Below are 22088 nucleotides of genomic sequence, written 5' to 3'. Positions count from 1 at the left end.
ACCATCAAATGTACGGCGTCGTGGTCGATTTGATGGGCGCCGGATCGAGCGTCGCCAGCAGCTGTTTCCCGACGTCTCTGGCGGCGATGACCGCCTGGCGTACCGCGCCGGAATCACCGGCGAACGTGAAGATCACTTCGTTACTGAAGCTGGTGCCGTGCGCCGGACTGGCGTAACCCACCGGTTCGATGACGGCGGCTTTTGCCGCGGCGTCGGCGACCACTACGCCAATCGCCGCCGGGGAAGCGCAGGTCAGGCCGAAAGATTTACCCAGCGGGGCGCCGAAGGCTTTATTGAGCGCGCTGCTGGCGCGGGCGGTGTACTGGAACTCCAGATGACCGGCCGGGGAGCCATAAACATCGCCCATGGTGCGTTGAATTTCGCCCAGCGCGACTTCAACCGCGCGGCGCACATCGGAGACATCGGCGGCGCCGAAAATGATCAGGCAACCATGCCCGCCGCCGCCCTCGGTATCGCGAGCCAACTCAATGGAGAGAATTTCACTGTTGGTGGCTTTAATGGCCTCATCCGCGGCAAATATATGCGGTCCGGCCCCGGTCCGGGCGCCAAGAATACCGATGGAGCGATATTTCTTGTCGATATTCATGACTTCATGTAATTGATGATCAACATTGGCAATAACTAATCCAATGGTATGCCCAAGGGCCGTGCCGACAAATTCAGTTAAACCGCAACCGATAAAGCTGGCCAGCGTTTTATTATTTGCGCGATCATCAGTCTGTTTGTGCATTACTTCAGATATAATCTGCTCAACAAGATTATCTCTCATGGTCGGTATCCTCTGGCTTTATTAACTGACAGCTTTCGGCAGGATTTTTTCCACTTCAATATGTGGGCGCGGAATCACATGTACGGAGACCAGTTCACCGACTTTACCTGCCGCCGCTGAGCCGGCATCCGTTGCCGCTTTGACTGCGCCGACGTCGCCGCGAACCATCACGGTAACCAACCCGGAACCAATTTTTTCATAACCCACCAGCGTGACGTTAGCGGATTTCACCATGGTATCTGCGGCTTCGATTGCGGAAACCAGACCTTTTGTTTCAACCATACCTAATGCTTCTTGTTGCATAACGACCTCAATATTTCCAGGTGAGAGTAAAAGCAAGTTATGAATTAACCGACGAAGGTTGAGTTCATAGACTTAATAAATTCATGCACTACGATGTTATGGTGCCAGAGACAAAATGTTTTGCCCGGCAGAGAGACTTTCTTGTTTTCCCGTTTTCAGCTGGACAATAAAATCCTCCCCGAATGACTACCTTGAGGACGCGCTCAGGCGGCCCCTTCCAGCAAAGGGGCAAGCGCAGCCGCATCTTCGGCAATCATCCGCTCTTCATTGGTGGCAATGACCGCCACAAGCGGTGAGCCGGGGCGTGAGATAATGCCCTCCCGGCCGGCGACCATTTGCGCATTGCGCGCGGTGTCGAGCTGCACGCCAAATATTGCCAGCCGTTCGGCGGTAAGCTCCCGGACCAGCGCCGAGTTCTCCCCGATGCCGCCGGTAAAGATCAGCGCATCAAAGCGATGCAGCGAAGCGAGATGGGCGCCAAGGTGGCGGGCCAGTCGGTGTACCATGACATCAATCGCGAGAGTGGCCCGGGGATCGCCGTGGCTGCGCGCCTCTTGCAGGGTGCGGCAATCGCTGGACAGACCCGACAGACCGAACAATCCCGCCTCGCTATTGACCATCTTGTAAAGTGATTCAATCGTCTGTCCGGTACAGCGGGCAATATAGACCGCAGCGCCAAAATCCAGATCGCCGCAGCGCGTGCCCATCACCAGCCCTTCAAGCGGCGTCATGCCCATCGAGGTGTCGACGCTCTGCCCGTTTTTCACCGCGCAGACCGACGAGCCATTGCCGAGATGGGCAATCAGTATGCCGTGGTTGGCGGGGTTGAGGCCCAGACGTGCGACGGCTTCAGCGGCGATAAAGCGATGGGAGGTGCCATGAAAGCCATAACGTCGGACCTGATGCTGGTGTAAATACTCCAGCGGGATGGCGTAGGTATAGGCTGCCGGCGGTAGCGTCTGATGAAAGGCGGTATCAAACACCGCCACCTGCGGCAGCTCGGGTAACAGCGCCATGGCGGCTTCAATGCCAATCAGGTTGGCGGGATTGTGCAGCGGGGCCAGCGCCGATAATTCCCGGATACGCTCGATAACCGGCGCCGTAAGCCGCACAGAATGTTTGAAGTCATTCCCGCCGTGCGCCACCCGATGACCGATGGCGCACACCTGCGGCAGCAGCGCCTGCCCGGCGAGCCGGGCGAACAGCGCCTTTAGCGCACAGGTATGGCTGCCGCCGTTAAGCCATCCGCTGGTTTTATTCCCTTGCGCATCGTTGAACGTGATGCAGGCGTCGCGAAGCCCCAGCTTTTCGGCCAGCCCGCAGAGCACCGGGGTCTCCTGGTGGCGCGGGATGACGGAAAACTTGAGGGAAGATGAACCACAGTTAATAACCAGAACCAGTGATGCTGACGACATGATGACCCCTGTCTGTATCCGTTTTCTTTAGAGAGACTCATTGCATGGTGTGAGCGAAAAACGCTCGCGGCTGAAGCGCGCCAGAGTCTGCGTGGCGATCGCAATATCTTCCTCGACGCTCCCGCCGCTGATGCCGATAGCGCCGAGCAGCACGCCGGCGCACCAGCAGGGCAGACCGCCGCCAAAGCAGCAAAGACCTTGCGTATGCGACAAGCTATACAGGCTGGCGCCAGGCAATACGTCGGCCGCGAGCCTGTGGGTCGGCATCCTGAGCGCCACGGCGGTCCAGGCCTTTTGCGTGGCCAGCGTATGGCTGATAAGCAGGGCGTTATCCTGACTAAAGAAGTAGCGCTGCAGACCGTGGGCATCCACCAGGCTAAAAACAATGGGCACCTTCGCGCTGTTCGCCGCATCAATGGCATAGTGCGCCAGCGATGCCGCATCCGTCAGCGTCAGCGAGGCCGGAAGCGGCGCTAACTGACGCGCAATGGCATCGTTGATACGGCGATCCAGTTCAGCATTCAACGTGGCGTGCATACTTTCCTCCGTGGCGCTTACTGGCCGTTAAGATCGAGCGAGTCGACAATGCCGACTACGGCAGCATCAATCACCGAGTGTTCTTTGCTGGTGGTCATCCGCGCGGAGCTACCGGTGGTGACGATGACCGTTTCCCCGTTTCCGGCGCCGACAAAGTCGACGGCGACCTGTGCCGTGCCGGTGGGCTGATAGTGTTCATCCAGGCGGGCGACAATCAGCAGCTTTGCACCATTGAGCGAAGCATGCTTGGTCGTCGACACCAGGGCTCCGGTTACTTTTGCCAGATACATATTTCCTCCTGGTGACCCTGCACCATGACAATACCGCGGTCGCGAATTTCATCGCGAGCGGCGGGAGTGATGAGCGTCCGCGGTCCAACGGACAGTACCGCGCCTGTGGGGTGCTGGCGCACATCGCTGAGGGTGATCAGCGGCTTACCGACGCGCGTTGCCCGCCTCTGTGCCGGGTTCGCCGTGGGGTGGCCGATAATCGTGATGCCATACTCCCCGAGGGTGGCGACGTAACGGGTCAGCCGTGCCTGCAATGCCGGGGGGAGCTGGCTGGCGGCGGTGTCCCGGCATTCGGCATTGAGCGTGACGATGATGGGGATGTTCAGACTCAGGGCGTGAAAAGCCCAACGGCACACCCGGTTATCGCGTATACCTAAGGCGATTTTGCTCAGGCTGTTAGTGGACAACGCGGGCAGATACAGGCCGCTGAACGCATCTTCTGCCTTGCAGGGATCCCGGTCGTCGCACAGCGCCTCAACATCGCGATGCGCCAGAGCCTCCAGGCAGGTGGAGTGCAACGACGCCTGGATGGCGCTATGGGAAAAGGTCATCACCAGCAGATAGCCGCAGGCGTTCAGCGCTGTCAGACAATCCAGCGTCGCCGGGAGCGTGGCGAGATCCTCCCCGCTTAATACCACGCGCATAACCTTGCCGTGGGCTTGCAGGCGCCGCCGACGTTGAGCCAGCAGGTCGGCAATGAGGCGGTCGAGCCGGTGTGAGAGTCGCTGTGCATCCATCGTTGTTCTCCTCAGCGGCTGCGCATGGCGATGCCAGGCGGCGTCACCAGCCTGGCGGTCAGGAAATCCACCACCACGCCGTTTTTCACCGCCCGTGAAGGATGGCTGATGCTGGCGACGGGGTTATCGTTTTCATCCAGCACAACCATGGCGATATTGGCGGTGCCCGGATCGACACCCACTTTTAGCGCGCCAGACCAGGCGCGGAATCCGTCCTGGCTGACCAGCTCCGCCAATGCATTCAGTCGCCGGGTTGCTGTGCTGTCAGTCATGGCGGCGTTCCACAAACGCGCGCTGGACGCAATCGCCGTTACGCAAGCCAAAACCGTTGGCCTCTTCAACATCAACATGCATTTCCAGCACCGCGTCCGCACTTACCCGAACCACCACGTGGCTGAGAATGCCGCCGCGATAGCCGTCGATACGCACGTCAATTTCCATGCCGTTGCGCAGGGCGTGGCGTTCGGCATCGGCGGGCGAAATATGAATATGGCGCCAGGCGACAATCGCACCATCCGTTTTGCTGACCCGCCCGCGCGGGCCGATAATCTCGATCCCCGGCGAGTCCTGTAGGTCGCCGGACATTCTCAATGGCGCCTTGACACCGAGGACAAAGCTGTCGGCGACGGAGATTTCAACCTGGGTGGCGCTGCGCAGCGGGCCAAGAACACGTACTCTGGTGAGTTCCCCTTTTGGTCCGCGCAGAGTCACCGTCTCTTCGGCGGCATACTGGCCCGGCTGTTTTACCGCTTTCATGCGGGTGAGGGCGGCGCCATAGCCAAACAGGATGTCCATATCTTCCCGGCTCAGATGAACGTGGCGGTTAGAGATACCAACGGGGATGCGCAAGGTCTGCGCGGCGCAGGGGGAACCGGTCACCGCCCCGGCGCCACGGGACCTGAGCTCCTGAAGAATTTCCCGGGCGATTAATTCGGCTTGCTGCTGGGTGTCATTCATAGCGTCAACAACCTGAAAGTGATGAAAAGAGCGATACAAGCATATTCAGTCCCGCGTTGGCCTTTTTGCGGTTGCGCAGGACTTTTTTGACGCTCCGCCGGTCACAGGACAATCTTGTCCAGATTTAGCCGGCGATAGCGGTCAGCAAGTGGTCTACATCAGCGGCGCGGGGCTGGCAGGGATTGGTTTGCGTGCAGCCATCCTCTAAAGTTGCCGCGATCAGCGCCTGGCGCAGGGATTCCACCGCCGCCCGCTCTTTTCCCAGCGCCTGCAGCGTTGGTGGAATACCAAAATGATGATTGATATCGCGAATGCTGCCGATCAACGCGCGCAGGGTTTGTTCCGGCGTTGCCGCCCGGATGCCCATAATGGCGGCGCATTTCAGGTATCTCATCCGTGCGTGCGGGGCGTGGCGGGCATTGTGTTCAATAACTAAGGGCAGCAGCATGGCGTTAATCTTGCCGTGCGGGATATGCAACATTCCGCCGATAGCGTGCGCCATGCCGTGCACTAATCCCAATCCTGCCGAATTAAACGCCATACCGGCCATGCAAGAGGCGTTGTGCATATGGCCCCGAGCCACAAGATTATTCTCATCGCTAAAAACGTCGGGCAGGTGTTGCCAGACCAGCCCAATGGCTTTCTCGGCGAGCGCGTCGCTAAAATCATTGGCCCCCGTCGACACCAGCGCCTCAATGGCATGGGTCAGGACATCCATGCCGGTATCCACGGCGACCTGGCGCGGTACGGATAGAACCAGGTTGGGATCGAGGATGGCGCAGTCCGGGATCAGTTCCTCGGCAATCAGCGGATATTTTCGGCCGTTTTGCGGATCGGAGATGATGGCGTAGGCGGTGACCTCTGAACCGGAACCGCTGGTGGTAGGAATGGCGATAAGCTCTATGGCGTGGTCGGGGAGGAACTCTTCCAGCGTAACCTTGATCCCTTTAGCGGCATCCAGAGAAGAGCCGCCGCCCAGCGCGATAATGACGTCCGGTTTAAAACGTTTAAATTGTGCGGCCCCGGCATGCAGGATCTCAACGCTCGGGTCGGGTTTCACCTCGCTGAAAATAGAGACGCAGGCTTGCGGCATTTCATTAATCAGGTCGCGTGTTTTACCGGAGGTCACCATAAAGCCGTCGGTCACAATCGCCACCTTTTTATGGTTCAGCCGACGTAAGGTTTGAATCGCGTTTTCACCAAAATAGACGTCAGGAAGAGAAAAGAAATAGCTCGCCATCTTTCGATTACCTTATCCGTTAAGCGGATTGCGGGGAGGCAAATGCCGGATGTAATAAGAGAGCGTATTGTGTCACGGGGACGAGACGAAGCCGCTGGCAATGCTTGTGCAGCGCGAGGATTAAGTTGCGGTTGTCTGTTATGGCGGACAAAAAAGTGCAGGGGGCTGGCGTCGGTTTTTCTCTTATCTGGCCATCAGCCACCGTCATCCTCTGCTAGTGAATAATATTCACCGGCTCATGCCAGTCTGCGGGCATAGCGGCAGCGAATGCGGGCGCCTATCATCCCTGAAACCCCTGGAGAACTGGAGAAAAGATGAGAAAGTCCGCAGATATTGTATTCCCCGCCGCGCGCCAGGCGCTGTATGAGCAAAACCGTTACTCTCCGGCCATTAAATCCGGCGATTTTCTGTTTGTTTCCGGCCAGGTGGGGAGCCGGGAGGATGGTTCAGCGGAACCCGGACTGGAGCAGGAGATCCGCCGGGCATTTGATAATCTTAATGCGGTGCTGGCCGCCGCAGACTGTACGTTTGCCGATGTGGTTGATGTCACCGTGTATCTGGTCGATGCGCCATCGACTATCGACGCGGTCTGGAAGGTGTTGCCGGAATACTGGGGAGAAGCCCCCTGGCCGACGCTAACCGGCGTCGGCGTCACCTGGCTATATGGCTTCCGTTTTGAAATCAAGGTCACCGCCCGTTTGCCCTCGCGGCAATGAGCATCGTCCCCGTTCTTTCATGAGATCGATCAGCGCGCGCAGGCTGGCGGGCATATGTCGGTTGGCCGGAAACCAGAGGCACAAACCCGGAATCGGGGGGCACCATGGCTCCAGCACGCTGACCAGTCGGCCATCCGCCAGCGCGGCGTGGGCGTGTACGTCCGCGACATAAGCGATCCCCAGACCTTTTATCGCCGCATCCACCATCAGCGGCGAACTGTTTAGGGTCAGCGTTCCCGGCACATCCAGCTGGATGCTTTGACCGTGGCGGGAAAACTCCCAGCGGTAGCGTTTACCGCTGGGTAAACGCTGGCGAATGCACTGATGGCGGGCCAGATCGTCCGGGCTTGCCGGAGCAGGGTGCCGGGTCAGGTACGACGGCGATGCCACCGCCAGAAAACGCACATCTTCGCCAAAACGTACAGCCACCATATCCGCAGGGACATCTTCCGCCAGTCGGATCCCCGCATCAAAGCCCTCGGCGACGATATCTACCAGCCGACCATCCACGACCAGATCCAGCGACACTCCGGGATAGCGCGCCATATAGTCCGGCACCATTGTCTGCAGCAGCAGATGAATAGCTTCTTCCCCGCCATTAATACGCAGCGTGCCCACGACCTGTCCCTGGGTATCGGCGATCTCTTCCAGCGCTTGCTCCAGCCCGCTCAGGTGCGGCGCAATGCGCCGCAGCAGCGTTTCTCCTGCCTCGGTCAATGCCACGCTGCGCGTGGTGCGATGCAGGAGGCGAACGCCCAGACGCGCTTCCAGCCCGCGAATAGCATGGCTTAGCGTGGAACGCGTGACGCCGGAAAAATCCGCAGCGCGCCGAAAGCTACGCTGTTCCGCGACGGCAATAAAGGCTTTCAGATCGGAAAGCGTCGGGGTTTTGACTGGTGATTTCATTTCACCCCTGTATGTCATTTGGTGAGTTTGATCATGCTAATCATCATGCCATAGCCTGCGTCGGTGAGTGAATGACGTTTCTGGAGAATAGCGATGAGCCGCAAAATCAACCGGCCTCGAACACCTGTTGGTGAGGCTCGCCGCGAACGTGGATTTTATCTGCTTGGCGATGCGGATTTTTTCATTATTTGATGGATATTGTGCTATGTGGAAAAATAACTGTTGAATTAACCTTTCATATATAAAGCGTTGTCATCGATGTATATATGAAGAATGATAACTATTCTCTGTTGTTTTTAATATGTCGAGTGTGTTGAATAACATCGCAGTGGCGGCTATCAACATATCGCTTATCAAGCGTCAACCTCCTGCTGCTGAACGACAATTTTTCATTCTGGTGTCAATCTTTTTATTGGCTTTCGTTTATGCGCAGTTTATATTTATCCCGTTAGTATCAAAATATGCTATCGGTATATGTTAAGTTGGCGTAATTTTTATACGTACACTTAATGAATATATATTACGCCTAAGCAAATAGGGTTTTGTTAGCGGATTATAGAACGCTTTAGTCCAATGGGAAAAGGCTAAAGTTAGCTGGGTGACGATGATAAAACTTCATGGAAACCCAGCAGGGATAGCGCTTACGCCCTGTTCAAATAGTTGTGTCAGATGTCATTAATTAAAAATATAAGCAGTTTATTTTGCAGTTTTGTGATGTTTTAGATAGAAAGGCAAGGATAATCAAATGAAAGTATTACTTATTTCTATAACGGCTATAATGTTGTTTTCCTGTAGTAGTATGGTTTTTGCTCAGTCTGGCCAGGGCGCAAAGAGTCTCGGGAATAAGAGTAGCAGACTGGATAGACCTGTCGCCATTATTGTACCGGCCGAAGGACATCTCGCCGACGATAGCGGGAAGTTGTACAAAAGCATTGCACTGGAATGCATTAGCGGTAAACCTGATGGTATCTCTTATGGATCGCCCGACAATCATCTTAACGTGGCCGTTAACTCGCCGGTAAATATTGATGTTTCCGTCGATAAACATACGCCTGTTCGTTTCTCAGCGATCAGAAAGGAAAATAAATCTTTTCCTGATGGCATGATGAGTCGTGCGGATGATACTCATAATACGCTTGTCTTAATACACAACCTCGAAAGCGTAAAAAAAATCATACAGGTGCATGTCACCAATCCAGTCAATGGTAAAACGGAAGCATTTACACTGAAACCGAAAGGTATGAAAGGAATGATTAAAGAATTTCATTCATTTTGTGAATTCAGATAGCGCCCGCCGCCACAGTCACCTGGGCGGCGTCAGTCCGGAGGTCTTTGTACAGTCCTCGTCGTGAAGACAGGAAATGTCCACGGTTGTGGGCCGTCCATAAAACAGGGTATGTCTGGCTGATTCAACAATCTTCAACGATAAGATAGACAGCATTTAACGGTCCGTGCACGCCGACAACCTTAATCAACTCGATATCTGCTGTCGAACTTGGCCCGGCAATAAGATTAATACAGGATGGTAATGCCTCTCCTGATTGCACATGGTTGCGCAAAACCTGAGCCAGTTGCGTCACACCCGGCAGTAACCGGCTTTTATACAGGACAAATATCGTTGTCGTCGGGAGCAGGCTAATAGCCCGACCCTGTAAAGCAGAGGAAAAGAGCACTACACCGCCAGTTTCACACAGACCATACCTGGCATAGACCACACCGATGTTGGCCTCTGAAGCTTTACGCAGGTTATCTTCCTTGTCTGACGGCTCCCAGTACGTTGTCTGAAATTTATCCTGCAGATGGGTCGTGATACCGGTGCCTTTGAGCCGCGCATCGCCGCTAATCAGTAACGGACCGCCGCCATAATGTTGGCACAGGCGTTCAGCTACCCGGGGAACGGTCGCCAGTGGGGCCACTTCACAGTGGGCTTGCATCACTTTTGTTGCGTATTCGACAAAACTTTCGCAGGGATGCTGCTGAATGTGTCCGGCAACCCGACTTTTAAGCGGAGGCTGTCCGTTAAACGGGAGCGGTTCAGGAACCAGGCGCGGTTCACGACCCAGTTTCCCGGCCAGTTTTTGCAGAAAAGCATCACGGTTTTCCATTATGCCTTTTCTCCTTTTTTGCTCTGTTGTTGATGTTTTTTAAACCAGCTGCGGAAACTTTCACCGTCAGCGTCAGGCAGATCCCGTGCTTCACTCCACTTACCGATGGCAGAGATATTTATGGGCAACTTACCGTTACGGATCATCATCTTCGCTGTGCGTGCACCCGCCACCATACCGATCTTCCACAATCCGTGATGACGGTTGGCATAGTTGAAGAGCTTAACCGTGCCCCTTTCCATTGAGGGGGTCATCCCGCTTTCAGCCAGTGTGCGCCGGTGCTGAAGGATCAGCGATGACAGGGGGATACGCACTGGGCAGACATCATCGCAGGCGGTGCACAGCGAGCAGGCATATGGCAGGTTTTTGAAGTCCTCGTAGCCACCGAGTAGGGGTGTCAGGACGGCGCCAACCGGGCCGGGGTAAATTGACCCGTATCCGTGGCCACCGATATGACGGTAAGCCGGGCAGGTATTCATGCAGGCACCGCAGCGAATACACCGCAAAATATCCTGGAAGGGCGATCCCAGTATCTGTGACCGACCGTTATCGATGATCACCAGATGGAATTCTTCCGGTCCGTCGCTCTCCATGCTGTTTTTTGGGCCTGTCAGCCAGGTGTTATAACCGGTGAGGCGCGCACCGACAGCGCTACGCGCCAGCATGGTCAGTATGGTATCCAGTTCATTGAATGTGGGCACGATACGTTCCATACCCATAACGGCAATATGTGTTTTGGGTACGGTAGTACAAAGACGGGCGTTGCCTTCATTACTCACCAGGCTGACCGTCCCGGTCTCCGCGACAGCAAAGTTACAGCCGGTGATGCCAATATCCGCACTGAGGAAGTCGGCGCGGATCTTCTGACGAATAAACTGGGTCATCGCTTCTGGCGTTTCGGGGCCCTCGTAGCCCATTTTTTCCTGCAAAATGCGCTGGATCTGATGGCGATCCCTGTGGATGGCAGGCACAACGACATGGGAGGGCGCGTCTTTGGCCAGTTGCAGAATATATTCACCGAGGTCGGTTTCGATAACCTCAATACCGGCGGCCTCCAGCACGACATTCATGCCGATTTCTTCGGTCACCATCGACTTGGATTTGACGACTTTGCGGGCCTGTTTCTCTTTGGCAATCTGCAAAATATAGCGGGTCGCATCTTCTCGCGTATCGGCGAAAAACACTTTACCGCCGTTAGCGGCGATCTTTTCGCTGAGTTGATAAAGATACGCATCAAGGTTATTGAGAACATGAGCCCGAATGTCAGCGGCACGGGAGCGCCAGTCATCCCAGTGTTCCAGTTCATCAATCATGATTTGCCGATTATGGCCAATGCGATCCTGCGCATTGGCGACGGCAATACGCATAACAGAATCGTCAATTTGATGTTGTATCCGCTCGTAGAAGGGGACATTGCTGGTTTTAAGAGACATACTATTTCCTTATCGGCTCATCAGAACATCAGCGATATGGAGTACCTGGACGTTGTAGTCTTCGCGTTGCAGACGTCCACCGATATTGAGTAAACAACTGGCATCCGCGCCGATCAAATAATCGGGACGGGCATCCATGATGTGTGCGACCTTTTCCTTCACCATCTCACCGGAGATCTCCGCCATTTTGACGGAAAAGGTGCCACCAAAACCGCAGCAGGTTTCCTGGGCATTGAAGGGGATAATCTCCAGGTCCCGGACCTCGCGCAGCAACATCATTGGTTCATCACGTACACCCAGTTTGCGAAACAGGCTGCACGAAGGATGGTAGACGGCACGGCCTGGTAGACGGGCACCCACGTCCGTCACGCCAAGCTGGTGGACGATAAATGAGGTCAGATCAACCATTCTGCTGGCCACTTTTGCGGCGCGTAGAGCCCATTCTGGTTCATTAACCAGCCAGTCAGGATAATGGCGAATGGCATTCATGCAGGAGCCCGCAGGTGAGACAATCGGATAGTCATTCTCTTCAAACGCCACGATTTGTGCTTTCATACCGGGCACGGCATCGTTGATATAGCCGCTGTTAATCGCGGGTTGCCCGCAGCAACTCTGTTTTTCGGGAAATGTAATGTTACAGCCGAGTTGTTCAAGCAATAGCACACTATTTCGGGACATACGCGATTTGATCGCGTCGCCGATGCAGGTAACAAAAAAATTAACGTTCATATTATTTAGCTTCCAGCAGAGATAATTGTATATTTTTTTCATTCAATGGCAGGGTCGTGCTGTTGGTATATTCGTCTTTCGTGTCAGCGAGCGACGCAAAGGCCGCCCGTCACTCCGTGGCTAAAAAGGACCTGCCAGAGCTGAATGTTTCTGGCCCGAAAAGCCCCTGCACAGGCGGTGAGGTAGTAGTTAAACATACGGCGAAATTCGGGTGAGTAGTTATCTGATAACTGTGACCAGGCATCGTTAAAACGGCTATACCAGGCCATCAGAGTTTTATCGTAATCGGCGCCAAAATTGTGCCAGTCCTCCATCACAAAATAAGGTTCACTGGTATCGGCGATATTTTTTACGGAGGGCAGAAAACCGTTCGGAAAAATATATTTATTGATCCAGGGATCGACATTGTGCTGGGTTTGATTTGAACCAATGGTATGCAGTAAAAAAAGGCCATCAGGTTTGAGGCAACGATCCACTGCTTTAAAATAGGTGGCATAATTTTTAGGACCAACGTGCTCGAACATCCCGACAGAGACGATGCGGTCATATTGCTTTTGCAGGTCGCGGTAATCCTGAAGCAGGATAGTGATATCCATACCGGCCTTGCGGGCGTCGGCATACGCTTTTTGTTCCGCGGAAATGGTGATGCCGTCGACTTTTACGCCATAATGTTGAGCGGCATATTGAGCCAGTCCACCCCAACCGCAGCCAATATCTAGTAACGTCATGCCCGGCTTAAGCTGCAGTTTTTCGCAAATCAGCGCCAGCTTATTCTCCTGAGCCTGATACAAGTCTTTTGTGTTTTTCCAGTAACCGCAGGAATATTGCATCTGCGGATCGAGCATACGGCTAAACAGATCGTTGCCGAGATTGTAGTGCACCTCACCAACCTGCCAGGCCCGTTTGCGGGACTGAGGATTGGTCAGCCGGGCAAATGCAATACGAAGAAGATCGGCAAGATTAGCTGGACGCTGCTTGTCCAGTTCGGCTCGCAACAGCTTTTCAAAGAAGGTGTCAAGACGCTTACAGTCCCACCAGCCTTCCATATAGCTTTCGCCAAGGCCGAGAGAGCCTTGCTGTAATACGCGTCTGAAAAAACGTGTGTCATGGACTCGGATATCCCAGGGGGCGGTACCATTAATCATAATGCCGGCCTGCGATAACAGCTCCTGCGCTATTCGTTGCCAATGGCTTTCTTTACTCATAACATCGACGTTACATTCGTTAGCCATCTTTTTTCCTTCAATGTTTTCTTTTGTTAGCCGAAAAACCTGCTCGTCATTTACGCTCAACCGGTGTGGAAAAAGTGTGGCGCTGTCAATACTGCGGTAAATCAATACAATGGAATAACCTTTTGCTATAAAAGGTTATCGATCGGCTGTATGGGTGATAACGTCTTCATATCCGGGTAAAACATGCTTAATTTCGGTTCATTATTCAGCAAACCCGTATTGCCTGCGCTGCGTTAGCAAGACAAACTTCATCGAATAGAGGTCAGTTTTTATGTCTCCCACGCTTGTTTCGCCGCCATGCCAGCCTGTTAGCGGACAACCTGCTCCCGTTTTGCTGTCTCTGCCACGACCAGTTTACTTCCGCACCTACCCTTTGCAGGACGATACGGGGGTGGATCAACATCAGCATCCTTTTGCCGAATTTCTGTATGCGCGGGAAGGGAATATGCGTGTAGAGATTGAAGGTAAGACGATGATTGTTCCTGCCCTTTACGGCGTGTGGATCCCACCCCATATACCGCATCGTATTCTTGCCAGTAGCAACGTGTTGCTGGAAAGCCTGTATGTGGAAGCGGATTTTGCTGCCATTGAACACAGTGGCAGTAAAGTGGTGGTCGTGAGTGATTTTGTGCGCGAATTTATTCACTACGCCACGGCACATGTGCCTGAAATGTATGAGCCCGAAGGTGAAGAGGCACAACTGGTCCAGGTGCTGGTGACCTTACTCAGGCGATTACCGGATGCCGGGTTGTCGGTCCCCTGGCCGCAGTCGCCTTTGCTGATGAAGGTGTGTCAGAAAATACAAAAAACACCGGGCGAGGCGCACAGTATTGAAGAGTGGGCATCCAGAAGTGGTATGTCAGTACGGACCTTCACACGTCACTTCAAAACGGAAACCGGTCTGGCATTCAGCGAATGGAAAAAACGGGTGCGAATGCTGGAGGCGGTGGTGATGTTAAAACGCAATCGCAGTGTGACTCAGGTTGCGCTTGAGCTTGGCTACGCAACTCCTGCCTCGTTTACCTTCGCGTTTCGCGGGATGTTTGGCGTACCGCCAACACGCTATTAAGGTGTTACCATCCATAATAAACGTGCTGATGGAGAGTGCCTTATCGGTATACCAGCCGCTCTTTTTTCAGCAGTGCGTAGACGAAGGTATTGTCATATCTTCCTTTGCCGTCCTGCTATACAAATGAGACGAATTCTTTAAAACAACCTTCTTTACACATATGAAGACTGTCACACAGTCGCAGGGAGGCCAGAATATAGTCTTCGGGGCGAGCGAAAACCAATATCAACGGAGCCTGGCCACGAAGTCAGGTGTGGCAGAAAAGTGTCATGTCCAAGTGGAGTCGGATTCTGGTTTTTGGAAGGAGAGGCGGCGCAGCACTGTCCACCCCTGTTATTAAGTCGTCCGATGTGACCAGCGGGCCAGCGGCCCGCAATATCACCGTCATCACCGTCGTATTGATGGGACAGCACCGAAGACGGACATGACAGCATAGTCTTTTCTATTTTTTTATTCCGGAAGCAGCATAAAGACTGGGTTCGGCATGATACGCCTGGCCGTAACCCTCTTCATCCCATATTTTTATCGCATATTTCTTCCAGTTTTCCGCCAGATTATCCAGTTCTGCGGCGAGGGTAAAGTAACTGTCAGAGCCATCATGCTGGGGGACGGCATGGTGTTTTTCGATATGCTCGCGAAATTTGGAGGGGTTATCAATAATGGGGCATGGACGCATCAGGTTGTTATTGAAGGGAATTTGTTGCTTATAGCCCTCAAAAAAGGGACTTTTCAGGATATCAATAATCCGTTTTTCACGCACATTATCAGTGGCGTACGGCTGGAAGACACAGGGCTCAGCACCTCCTTTAGCATTGATGTGCAGGTAGTTGGCCCCACCTGACATGCAGCCGTTAACCAGAAAACCGTGATTCCAGAAGTCAGCCAGGAACCCCAGGCGGCCCGATTTGCGTAACGCTTCGAGGAAATGAAAACGCTCATAGCGCTGCCTGGCGTCAGGAACCAGGTCCATCGTAGCATCACGACCCATAGGCATATACTGGAAAATCCAGGCATATTTAACCCCGAGCGTGTCGATGATAAAGTCCCAGAAGACATTTCCACAGATCTGCTCGTGGTTTTGGGAGGTCGCCATAATAGAGGCGCCGCACATGATCCCGAAGCGCTCAAGCCGTTCGTAAGCGGTAATAATTTTGTCCCAGGTCCCTTCCCCCCGACGCCAGTCAGTCATATCTTTAAATCCCTCAACTGAAATCGTCACGGCGACATTCCCTAGCTCTGCCAGTTTCTTAACCCGACTCTCTGTCAACATGGTTCCGTTGGTAAAGACCATAAAGTAGCAGTCGTCGAAGTGGGAAAAGATCTTCATCAGTGGCTGATAGACAAAGGGTTCACCACCGGTAAACGTAAAAAAGCGTACGCCCAAATCGTAAAACTGTTGAATAAGATCGAATATTTCCTCTTCGGTGTAGTGGAAGCGATTTCCGTACAGCGCGGAATAGCACCCTTTGCATTCGAGGTTGCATTCATAGGTGGGGGAGATGAGCACCAGAAAGGGAATGTGGGTAGAGTATTTTTCGCCCGCCATGTCTCGCAACTCCGCGCCGGAAACAACGTGGTTGAAGATCAGATTGGTAATGAGTTTCTTTCTGGCTCTTGGGTTGAGGGAGCGTAAAATGCCCATCCAGCCTTTTACCATAGGGTCGCGATCCCGGCACATATTGGCTAACTGAATCAGTTCGGCCTTACTATCTTTGGTCATCCGGGCACCTAAGCGAAATATTTTCTCCAGGCCTGACTCATCGACATGGCTGAGGATGGTATCCAGAGCAATCGGTAGAGCTCTTTTTGTTAATGCATTGAATTTCATTTTGTTATCCAGAAGTCGTTTCCATACAAAGCGGCTCGTCAACGACAACGTCACCAACCAGTGCGAAGCCATTACATCTCTGCTTATTTGTATGATAAATTGATTGTTGGCTAGCGTCGCGCTCGGCGCCTCCCGGCAAAGCAAAGACACTGTAACTCTGTGGTTATTGGTGCAGTTAGATCAGGACCAGCAAAACTGTTTTGCATGAATTCTGTTGCTGGCCCCGCAGTTCGGCTCCGCTGATTGCGCTATCTCATCGGCACTGTTTAGGGGAAAAAACGATAGCAATGAAGTTTCTCGTGATTATCAGAACATTCGTATGTGTGGTGCAGCTTAAGGGCTTTAGTCCAGCGGCAAGGGAATTGAATATTGAAACTTCGACGGTATCGCGCCATGTGGCTTTGCTTGAGCAAGATTTGCGTGTGTCGCTGTTTAACCGCTCGACACGTGGGCTGTCACTCACCGAGGCCGGTAAGCTGTTTTACCCCCGGGCGGTGGCGTTGTTGGAGCAGTGGGAAGAAGCGCGCAGCCTGACATCCGGGCTCAATGAGCGGCCTGCCGGATTACTGAGGATCAGTATGCCGCCATCCTTCGGCAGGATGCATATAATGCCCCACGTTAATGCATTTCTTCAGGGTAATCCTGATATCTCACTGGAGATCCTGTTCAGTGATGAGCTGGTGGATTTGATTGAATCCAGTATCGACCTGAGTATCCGCATTGGCCCCTTACCTGACTCCACCATGCATGCGCGGAGAGTCGCTTCTCATCATCGTTATGCCTGCGCCGCACCCGCCTGGATTGCAGGTAGAGGCGCTGAGGTAACAATGGATTGTACCGGTACCAATGCGCCGGAACTGCTGATGCTAAGCCATATCAACAGAAGCTGCTGGTATGCGCGCAGGGAAAATACCGGCGATGCCTGGAGGCGTGTGCCTGCAAACTTTCGATTTAGCTGCAATGATGATGAGGCCCTTTATCAGGCCTGTCTGCAGGGGGGCGGGATAGCGATTCTCCCCGATTGGCTTATTACCGGGGATTTACGTGAAAATCGACTGATGCGTCTTTTCTCTGACTGGGAGTTCAGCCTTTATCGCGATGAAACCGCCATCCAGTTCGTGTATCCCAGGAAAAAGATTGTTGCCAGTAAAGTCCGTTCATTTATCGATTTTTATATAACCAGAATTGGATGCCTTAACGAGACAATTTAAGAACAAATCCCCCTGGTTGGCAGGAGCGTCTCGCACGGCAGGAAAAGAGACTAACAACGACCAGAAGCTCCTGTCAGTGCCAATTGTCCGGCTCAATATTACCGCTCTATTCTCACTACCTTTCCGCAGTTCAATGATATGACGGCAGGTTAAGTTCTGATGCCGACAGGTAACCGCATCGATGCCAGTTCGATCTCCGGATGCCCGGGGTATCGGGCGGATAAAAACAGATATTCCTGCTTCGAGGCAGAGATCCTTAACGGTACTTCCGGTTTCAACAGACTTCAAAACAACGATGATCGGATGCTCAGTGAATCAGGCTTTACGCATGGTGATCTCCTCGGGAACACAACCAGTATGTCGGAAGAACTCTAAAAGTGAAGGGTTCGTTTTAGCGGTATGCTTACAACTTCGTCGCCGTAGCCATTTACCTGATGTGTAACGCCCCACATTCAAACGCATCCAGTCCGTAGAGTTACCTGGGGCTCAATACGCGACGTGAAGGTGCGTCTGCACAAAGGGGAATGTGGCCTTTTTATATCCCAGGACTGGCCAGTGAACCGGCTGCGCTACCTGCTGCTGTGGAAAACCGATCTCGAGTTGTATTAGCTCAGATTTGATCTGACACAGCTATGGCACAGAACTAAATCTAATCTGACAGATTGCTCCGCGCTGTGAAACTGCTCTTCGGTGAATCGTGACTTTTTCATCGGCGCAACCTTCGCTCAGAGTAGCCATTATCATGCCGGAATTCTGTTTCTGAATGGCGCAGGATTTTGGGTCAAGGTCATGTTTTGGCACTGATCTGAAGTTTTTTCGGAAGAAGGGAATAATTGACCTTTTCTTTCATGGACATACTCTTAAATAGCTAATAAATTATAATGGCATGGAAACTTTCTGGTTTCCTTTTTTGTGTTCACGGCATATACTCTGTACCACAATAATGGTTTAAGTGGATCTGGATTTTTGCAATCCATATACGATGGTTTCTGATTTTTATAACGTTTTTGAAGGCCGTCATAGTCGGTGGATATCCACCATCTTTCCCACTAGTCGTTCCGTTCACGCGAAGAATTTCTCGCTGGAATGTTCGAAACCATTGACCAGTAATTTATCGGCGTTACTGCGTATCCCTGACACATGCGTTTATGGAATAGTCAGCAGTAAATACCCGGAAAATTGTTAAGGTTTCCACGATTTTTCAGGATGATACGATTCATGCATAAAGTGATGAGGATGAAAGGCAGAATGACGCGCTGAATTTTTTTTCTGCTAATTACAGACATAAGCGGGGAGGGTAAATGGCTAAATTAGGGGAGACAGTTCCTCATGTCATTGAGATAACTGTTGATTTTCTCGCAAGTACTCAGGCATTTAAAGAGTATATGGGGCTGCTGATATCCAGCGATATCATACCTGACGATGTACCGTCAGATAAATTCGATTTTTATCTGGAAAGGTTACGATACTACCGAAGTATTTATCATCCTCAGGGTGTTAAAGACTCTGAGTGATTTATAGCCCCGTTGTAGGTCGTACCCCTGTTAAGATCAGGGTCTAATTAATTGTAGCAATCTTATATCTGGCTTTACAATAATGTATAGTTATATGATATATATCATTAAAAAATTAGAGGATGCTATTTTAGGGGGCTGTGCCGGAATCATATGAAGGGAAGTACTATTCTATGCAGGTATAATGGTCACCAGGATATACTTTGAACTTATTGCACTATATCAAAATGGACTAACCAGGATGGTTCGGACGTATGTCCGCGATGACCGCAACTTCGGCTTAGTAATGCCGCGGGCTGTATGATTCTCATGCAGTCCGAACAGAAATAGTATCCATCTGCATGTCCATCATGCCAGCTTGTGTGCCTGAGGCAGTCTACCTCTCGCTTAATTAAGCCGGACGGTTCCTGGTCCGATTTTTATGCCTGAGATCAATAAATTTACGTTCATCACAGGAGTGCTTCCACATGCGCACAATATATCAAGAACTGTCCAGGATAAAGAGGCAATCTATTAACAGAAAAGCATATGACCTTATTACATCAGTTCAAATTAAGGGGTATGCCAATGAATAAGCAGAATTTAAACGATTTACAGAACTATGATTTTCTCGCAAAGAGCTTCGCCAGTATGTATGTGTCTGGTCACATTATAGATATCGAAACGATCACCGGTAACATGCCAAGGGAAGTGCGGAAGTGGTTTCTGGAACGATACGAGTATTACTGCAAAAATGCTCTAAGCGAAAAGTGACCTGAGGAGTTTTAGGTGGCTTTATTCCAATAAGCCGGGTGGGTAAAACTGCCCGGTTTTTTATGCCGGCAATCCAGGTTCAGAAATATTATAGCTGACCAATTCGACATACACTGACGACTCTTTCATCCCGTCCCCTGGCTATAAGTTCTGAATACCTCTGTTTTTGCCCTCTGGTCTGTATACCAGATGCAAGGGCTACGATTGACTCAGTTTTTCTGATACTGGGTACTGCGACGGGACGCTTATTGGTGCTGTACCTGGAAAACTCCCAGTATATTAAATTTACATTAACATGTGATAATCTTTCATTATCGTTTTTATTGATGTCAGATGATGGGAATTATTAATAAAAACATGTCGATAATACAGAAGCCCAAATGGGTCGCATCATTTTTTCGATGACGTCATTGCTCCAGATGGGAATCAAAGTGGTTGTTACTTTAGCTTGATATGAATCATCTGTTTTTCCCATTCCATCAAAGGTCAGTAATTATTTGTGCGGAGTACGGCTTAAATACCATGCAGAAATATTTTCATGCTTTCTACTACGCGCTGTCGAATCTCGGACTTATCCGGCAATGGAATTAAGCCGAGCGTTGCGTCCCGCAGCGGTTCGGCAATAACCATGCTAATCAGCATTTCCGCCGCGTTCATCGGGTTTTCAAGCTTGATTTGTCTGCTTTCACAATAGAGAACAAGTTCGTCCACCAGCGGCCTGATCCCGAGATCACGCACCGTATTGACATAAGTGCGTGCCAGCGTTGGGAACCGTATCCCTTCGCTCATGATAAGCCGGTAAGAGGTGACACCGTCAATGGATAATGCCAGCGTGGAGAATGCTTCCAGGTAGGCCTCCAGACGCACGACATGCTCTTGGTGAGGCGAGATTTTATCCAGACTGGCCCTGGGATGGCTCAGGGCCTCGGCGACAACGACGAAGAACAACTCTTCTTTGGATGCGACATATTTGTAAATCGTCTTTTTAGACATTCCGCAGGCCGTGGCGATATTGCCAACGTTGGCGCTGGCATAGCCATTAGCAAAAAATTCTGTTTTTGCGCATGCCAGCAGTTTGGCGGGAATTTGCGATCTGTTATCACATTCTGACATGGAAGTACCTGGTTCAGTTAATCACATGACATTATATCACGGAAACCGATAAGTTTCCTTTTGCGTCCTGATGTTGTATGGTGCGAGCCTGTACTCGCCGCAATGTATTGCCCCGAACGCGGCTTTGGGGGAGACGCTGGTCGCACAAATTGTAGGAGAAGAAGCAGATGAGAAACGGTATCGGCAGAATTAATGTCTATCACTCTATGATCCTTCCCGCGTGGGCGACATCCGGCCATGGTGATTCAAATCAAGGCGCCGCATGGTAAGAACTCCTTCGTTCATCGCCAACAAAATCCGCAATTGTTAGCGGCTGTACCTTGGTGATCCCCGGAAATCGAAAGCATAAGGTAACGACAGCATGAGATATAGCCAGATATGCGGGCTGGGTTCGTCCTGTACGCAGCGTGGCGGCGGAACCGCGCCAGATGAGTGACAGTATCGTGCTGACGGGGCAGATCCACGCTCGCCGGGAAGTAAACCTTGCGTTTCAACTGGCGGGGAAAATTGTCGCTGGTCCAGCGGAGGTAGGCGATGAGATCAAGGTGGGGCAGATTGTGGCCCGCCTGGAGAATACCACCGAGTTGAATACCTGCGATGCTGCGCAGGCTGACCTGGCAGCGGCACGTGCCGTGCTGACCCAGGCTCAGACCAATGAGCGGCGTCTGGCGGTACTGGCGAAAGAGCGGGCTGTGTCGTATATGGACTATGAAGATGTTGAGCGACAGATGAAAACAGCGCGTGAGCAAGTGCGCGCCGCCGGGGTCCCGCTTGGTTCCGCCGAGGCACAGTTGGGTTACACGGTGCTGCGTGCAACGGCCGACAGCGTGGTGGTAGCGAAACATGCGGAAGTGGGCGAAGTAGTGGCGACCGGCAGCCAGGTGATCACGCTGGCGCAGCACGGCGGTCTCGATGCGTATTTTGACGCTCCGGCGCGACTTCCGTGACCATTGGCCGCGGGCTTCAGTTCGGCCACCGACGTTCCTGCCTCGGCTTACTTCAGGATGGATATGATCTGGCTGTCAGTGAAACGTGATTTTTCATAGAGATCTCCCCGGTTCAGATTACGAGAAAATTCTACTTATGAACACACCGGTTTTTCGGGAGATTACCTACTCACTTAAAATGAAGATGGAAGAATGTTGTACTCATCCATGTACTCATTTTTGACTGCGCTGTTGCGAGATGAGCTGAGACTCTGTGAAATGAA

At 52.2% G+C, this 22088-nt stretch carries 23 protein-coding genes; 7 read left to right on the top strand and 16 right to left on the bottom strand.

The window, feature by feature from the left end; all coding sequences use genetic code 11:
• Positions 1–4: 4 nt before the first annotated feature.
• The 9 genes from pduB to FNY10_RS10835 form a co-directional block, all read right to left on the bottom strand.
• Positions 5–790, bottom strand: a complete 786-nt coding sequence (pduB, locus tag FNY10_RS10875) for a propanediol utilization microcompartment protein PduB (RefSeq protein ID WP_100682409.1) — start codon at positions 788–790, stop codon at positions 5–7.
• A gap of 21 nt (positions 791–811) precedes the next feature.
• Positions 812–1093 (bottom strand): propanediol utilization system shell hexameric protein GrpH, encoded by a 282-nt coding sequence (gene grpH, locus FNY10_RS10870; protein ID WP_004863596.1) that lies wholly within the window; start codon positions 1091–1093, stop codon positions 812–814.
• Between the two features lie 203 nt (positions 1094–1296).
• The gene (tdcD, locus tag FNY10_RS10865; RefSeq protein WP_131047849.1) at positions 1297–2508 is read right to left on the bottom strand and encodes a propionate kinase; all 1212 of its coding nucleotides are present in this window, start codon (positions 2506–2508) and stop codon (positions 1297–1299) included.
• 27 nt (positions 2509–2535) lie between these two features.
• Positions 2536–3045, bottom strand: a complete 510-nt coding sequence (locus tag FNY10_RS10860; protein ID WP_131047850.1) for a GlcG/HbpS family heme-binding protein — start codon at positions 3043–3045, stop codon at positions 2536–2538.
• A gap of 17 nt (positions 3046–3062) precedes the next feature.
• Positions 3063–3335 carry a EutN/CcmL family microcompartment protein gene (locus tag FNY10_RS10855; RefSeq protein WP_004863583.1) on the bottom strand — a complete coding sequence of 91 codons (273 nt, stop codon included), beginning with the start codon at positions 3333–3335 and terminating at the stop codon, positions 3063–3065.
• Positions 3317–4072, bottom strand: a complete 756-nt coding sequence (locus tag FNY10_RS10850) for a hypothetical protein (protein WP_160704554.1) — start codon at positions 4070–4072, stop codon at positions 3317–3319. Before FNY10_RS10850 ends, FNY10_RS10855 begins: the two co-directional genes overlap by 19 nt.
• Before the next feature lie 11 nt (positions 4073–4083).
• Entirely contained in the window at positions 4084–4344 is a 261-nt protein-coding gene (locus tag FNY10_RS10845; protein ID WP_304623298.1) for a hypothetical protein, read from the bottom strand.
• Complete coding sequence (gene pduL / locus FNY10_RS10840) at positions 4337–5029, bottom strand: phosphate propanoyltransferase (RefSeq protein WP_160704556.1); 693 nt, start codon at positions 5027–5029, stop codon at positions 4337–4339. Before pduL ends, FNY10_RS10845 begins: the two co-directional genes overlap by 8 nt.
• A gap of 124 nt (positions 5030–5153) precedes the next feature.
• Positions 5154–6269, bottom strand: a complete 1116-nt coding sequence (locus tag FNY10_RS10835) for a 1-propanol dehydrogenase PduQ (protein WP_131047853.1) — start codon at positions 6267–6269, stop codon at positions 5154–5156.
• 314 nt (positions 6270–6583) lie between these two features.
• Here FNY10_RS10835 and FNY10_RS10830 point away from each other — a divergent pair, with 314 nt between their 5' ends.
• On the top strand, positions 6584–6985 hold the full coding sequence (locus tag FNY10_RS10830) for a RidA family protein (RefSeq protein WP_131047854.1): 402 nt from the start codon (positions 6584–6586) through the stop codon (positions 6983–6985).
• On the opposite strand, the gene FNY10_RS10825 is transcribed toward FNY10_RS10830, so the two are convergent.
• The gene (locus FNY10_RS10825; RefSeq protein ID WP_100682416.1) at positions 6929–7891 is read right to left on the bottom strand and encodes a LysR family transcriptional regulator; all 963 of its coding nucleotides are present in this window, start codon (positions 7889–7891) and stop codon (positions 6929–6931) included. The two genes, FNY10_RS10830 and FNY10_RS10825, sit on opposite strands and share 57 nt — an antisense overlap.
• A 745-nt stretch (positions 7892–8636) precedes the next feature.
• On the opposite strand from FNY10_RS10825, the gene FNY10_RS10820 reads away from it, so the two are divergent.
• Positions 8637–9179 carry a hypothetical protein gene (locus tag FNY10_RS10820; RefSeq protein ID WP_160704558.1) on the top strand — a complete coding sequence of 181 codons (543 nt, stop codon included), beginning with the start codon at positions 8637–8639 and terminating at the stop codon, positions 9177–9179.
• A gap of 121 nt (positions 9180–9300) precedes the next feature.
• Here FNY10_RS10820 and FNY10_RS10815 read toward each other — a convergent pair whose 3' ends face one another.
• The 4 genes from FNY10_RS10815 to cfa all read right to left on the bottom strand — a co-directional run bounded on the left by FNY10_RS10815 (position 9301) and on the right by cfa (position 13390).
• The gene (locus FNY10_RS10815; RefSeq protein WP_160704560.1) at positions 9301–9996 is read right to left on the bottom strand and encodes a LutC/YkgG family protein; all 696 of its coding nucleotides are present in this window, start codon (positions 9994–9996) and stop codon (positions 9301–9303) included.
• Positions 9996–11429, bottom strand: a complete 1434-nt coding sequence (locus FNY10_RS10810; protein WP_160704562.1) for a LutB/LldF family L-lactate oxidation iron-sulfur protein — start codon at positions 11427–11429, stop codon at positions 9996–9998. Before FNY10_RS10810 ends, FNY10_RS10815 begins: the two co-directional genes overlap by 1 nt.
• A gap of 9 nt (positions 11430–11438) precedes the next feature.
• A complete protein-coding gene (locus tag FNY10_RS10805) occupies positions 11439–12158 on the bottom strand; it encodes a (Fe-S)-binding protein (RefSeq protein WP_141964396.1) in 720 nt (239 codons plus the stop codon).
• Positions 12159–12241: 83 nt separating this feature from the next.
• On the bottom strand, positions 12242–13390 hold the full coding sequence (gene cfa / locus FNY10_RS10800; protein WP_160704870.1) for a cyclopropane fatty acyl phospholipid synthase: 1149 nt from the start codon (positions 13388–13390) through the stop codon (positions 12242–12244).
• 391 nt (positions 13391–13781) lie between these two features.
• Here cfa and FNY10_RS10795 point away from each other — a divergent pair, with 391 nt between their 5' ends.
• On the top strand, positions 13782–14459 hold the full coding sequence (locus FNY10_RS10795) for a helix-turn-helix domain-containing protein (RefSeq protein ID WP_266095178.1): 678 nt from the start codon (positions 13782–13784) through the stop codon (positions 14457–14459).
• Between the two features lie 442 nt (positions 14460–14901).
• Here the strand turns inward: FNY10_RS10795 and FNY10_RS10790 are convergent, their stop codons facing one another.
• Positions 14902–16359, bottom strand: coding sequence for a radical SAM protein (locus tag FNY10_RS10790; RefSeq protein WP_227699363.1), 1458 nt, complete (start codon positions 16357–16359; stop codon positions 14902–14904).
• Positions 16360–16574: 215 nt separating this feature from the next.
• On the opposite strand from FNY10_RS10790, the gene FNY10_RS10785 reads away from it, so the two are divergent.
• The 3 genes from FNY10_RS10785 (at position 16575) to FNY10_RS10775 (ending at position 19765) form a co-directional block, all read left to right on the top strand.
• Positions 16575–17498 carry a LysR family transcriptional regulator gene (locus tag FNY10_RS10785; protein WP_160704564.1) on the top strand — a complete coding sequence of 308 codons (924 nt, stop codon included), beginning with the start codon at positions 16575–16577 and terminating at the stop codon, positions 17496–17498.
• Positions 17499–18799: 1301 nt separating this feature from the next.
• Positions 18800–19012 (top strand): hypothetical protein, encoded by a 213-nt coding sequence (locus tag FNY10_RS10780; RefSeq protein WP_131047863.1) that lies wholly within the window; start codon positions 18800–18802, stop codon positions 19010–19012.
• A 528-nt stretch (positions 19013–19540) separates the two neighbouring features.
• On the top strand, positions 19541–19765 hold the full coding sequence (locus FNY10_RS10775) for a glycogen synthesis protein GlgS (RefSeq protein ID WP_407081463.1): 225 nt from the start codon (positions 19541–19543) through the stop codon (positions 19763–19765).
• Positions 19766–20278: 513 nt separating this feature from the next.
• Here FNY10_RS10775 and FNY10_RS10770 read toward each other — a convergent pair.
• Positions 20279–20878, bottom strand: coding sequence for a TetR/AcrR family transcriptional regulator (locus tag FNY10_RS10770; RefSeq protein WP_131047865.1), 600 nt, complete (start codon positions 20876–20878; stop codon positions 20279–20281).
• Positions 20879–21285: 407 nt separating this feature from the next.
• On the opposite strand from FNY10_RS10770, the gene FNY10_RS10765 reads away from it, so the two are divergent.
• Entirely contained in the window at positions 21286–21825 is a 540-nt protein-coding gene (locus FNY10_RS10765) for an efflux RND transporter periplasmic adaptor subunit (RefSeq protein WP_416309042.1), read from the top strand.
• Positions 21826–22088: the final 263 nt, after the last annotated feature.

The organism is Klebsiella sp. Lac1 (assembly GCF_009825425.1).
GTDB classification, from domain to species: domain Bacteria; phylum Pseudomonadota; class Gammaproteobacteria; order Enterobacterales; family Enterobacteriaceae; genus Klebsiella; species Klebsiella electrica.
This window is presented reverse-complemented; position numbering and strand designations above follow the sequence as displayed.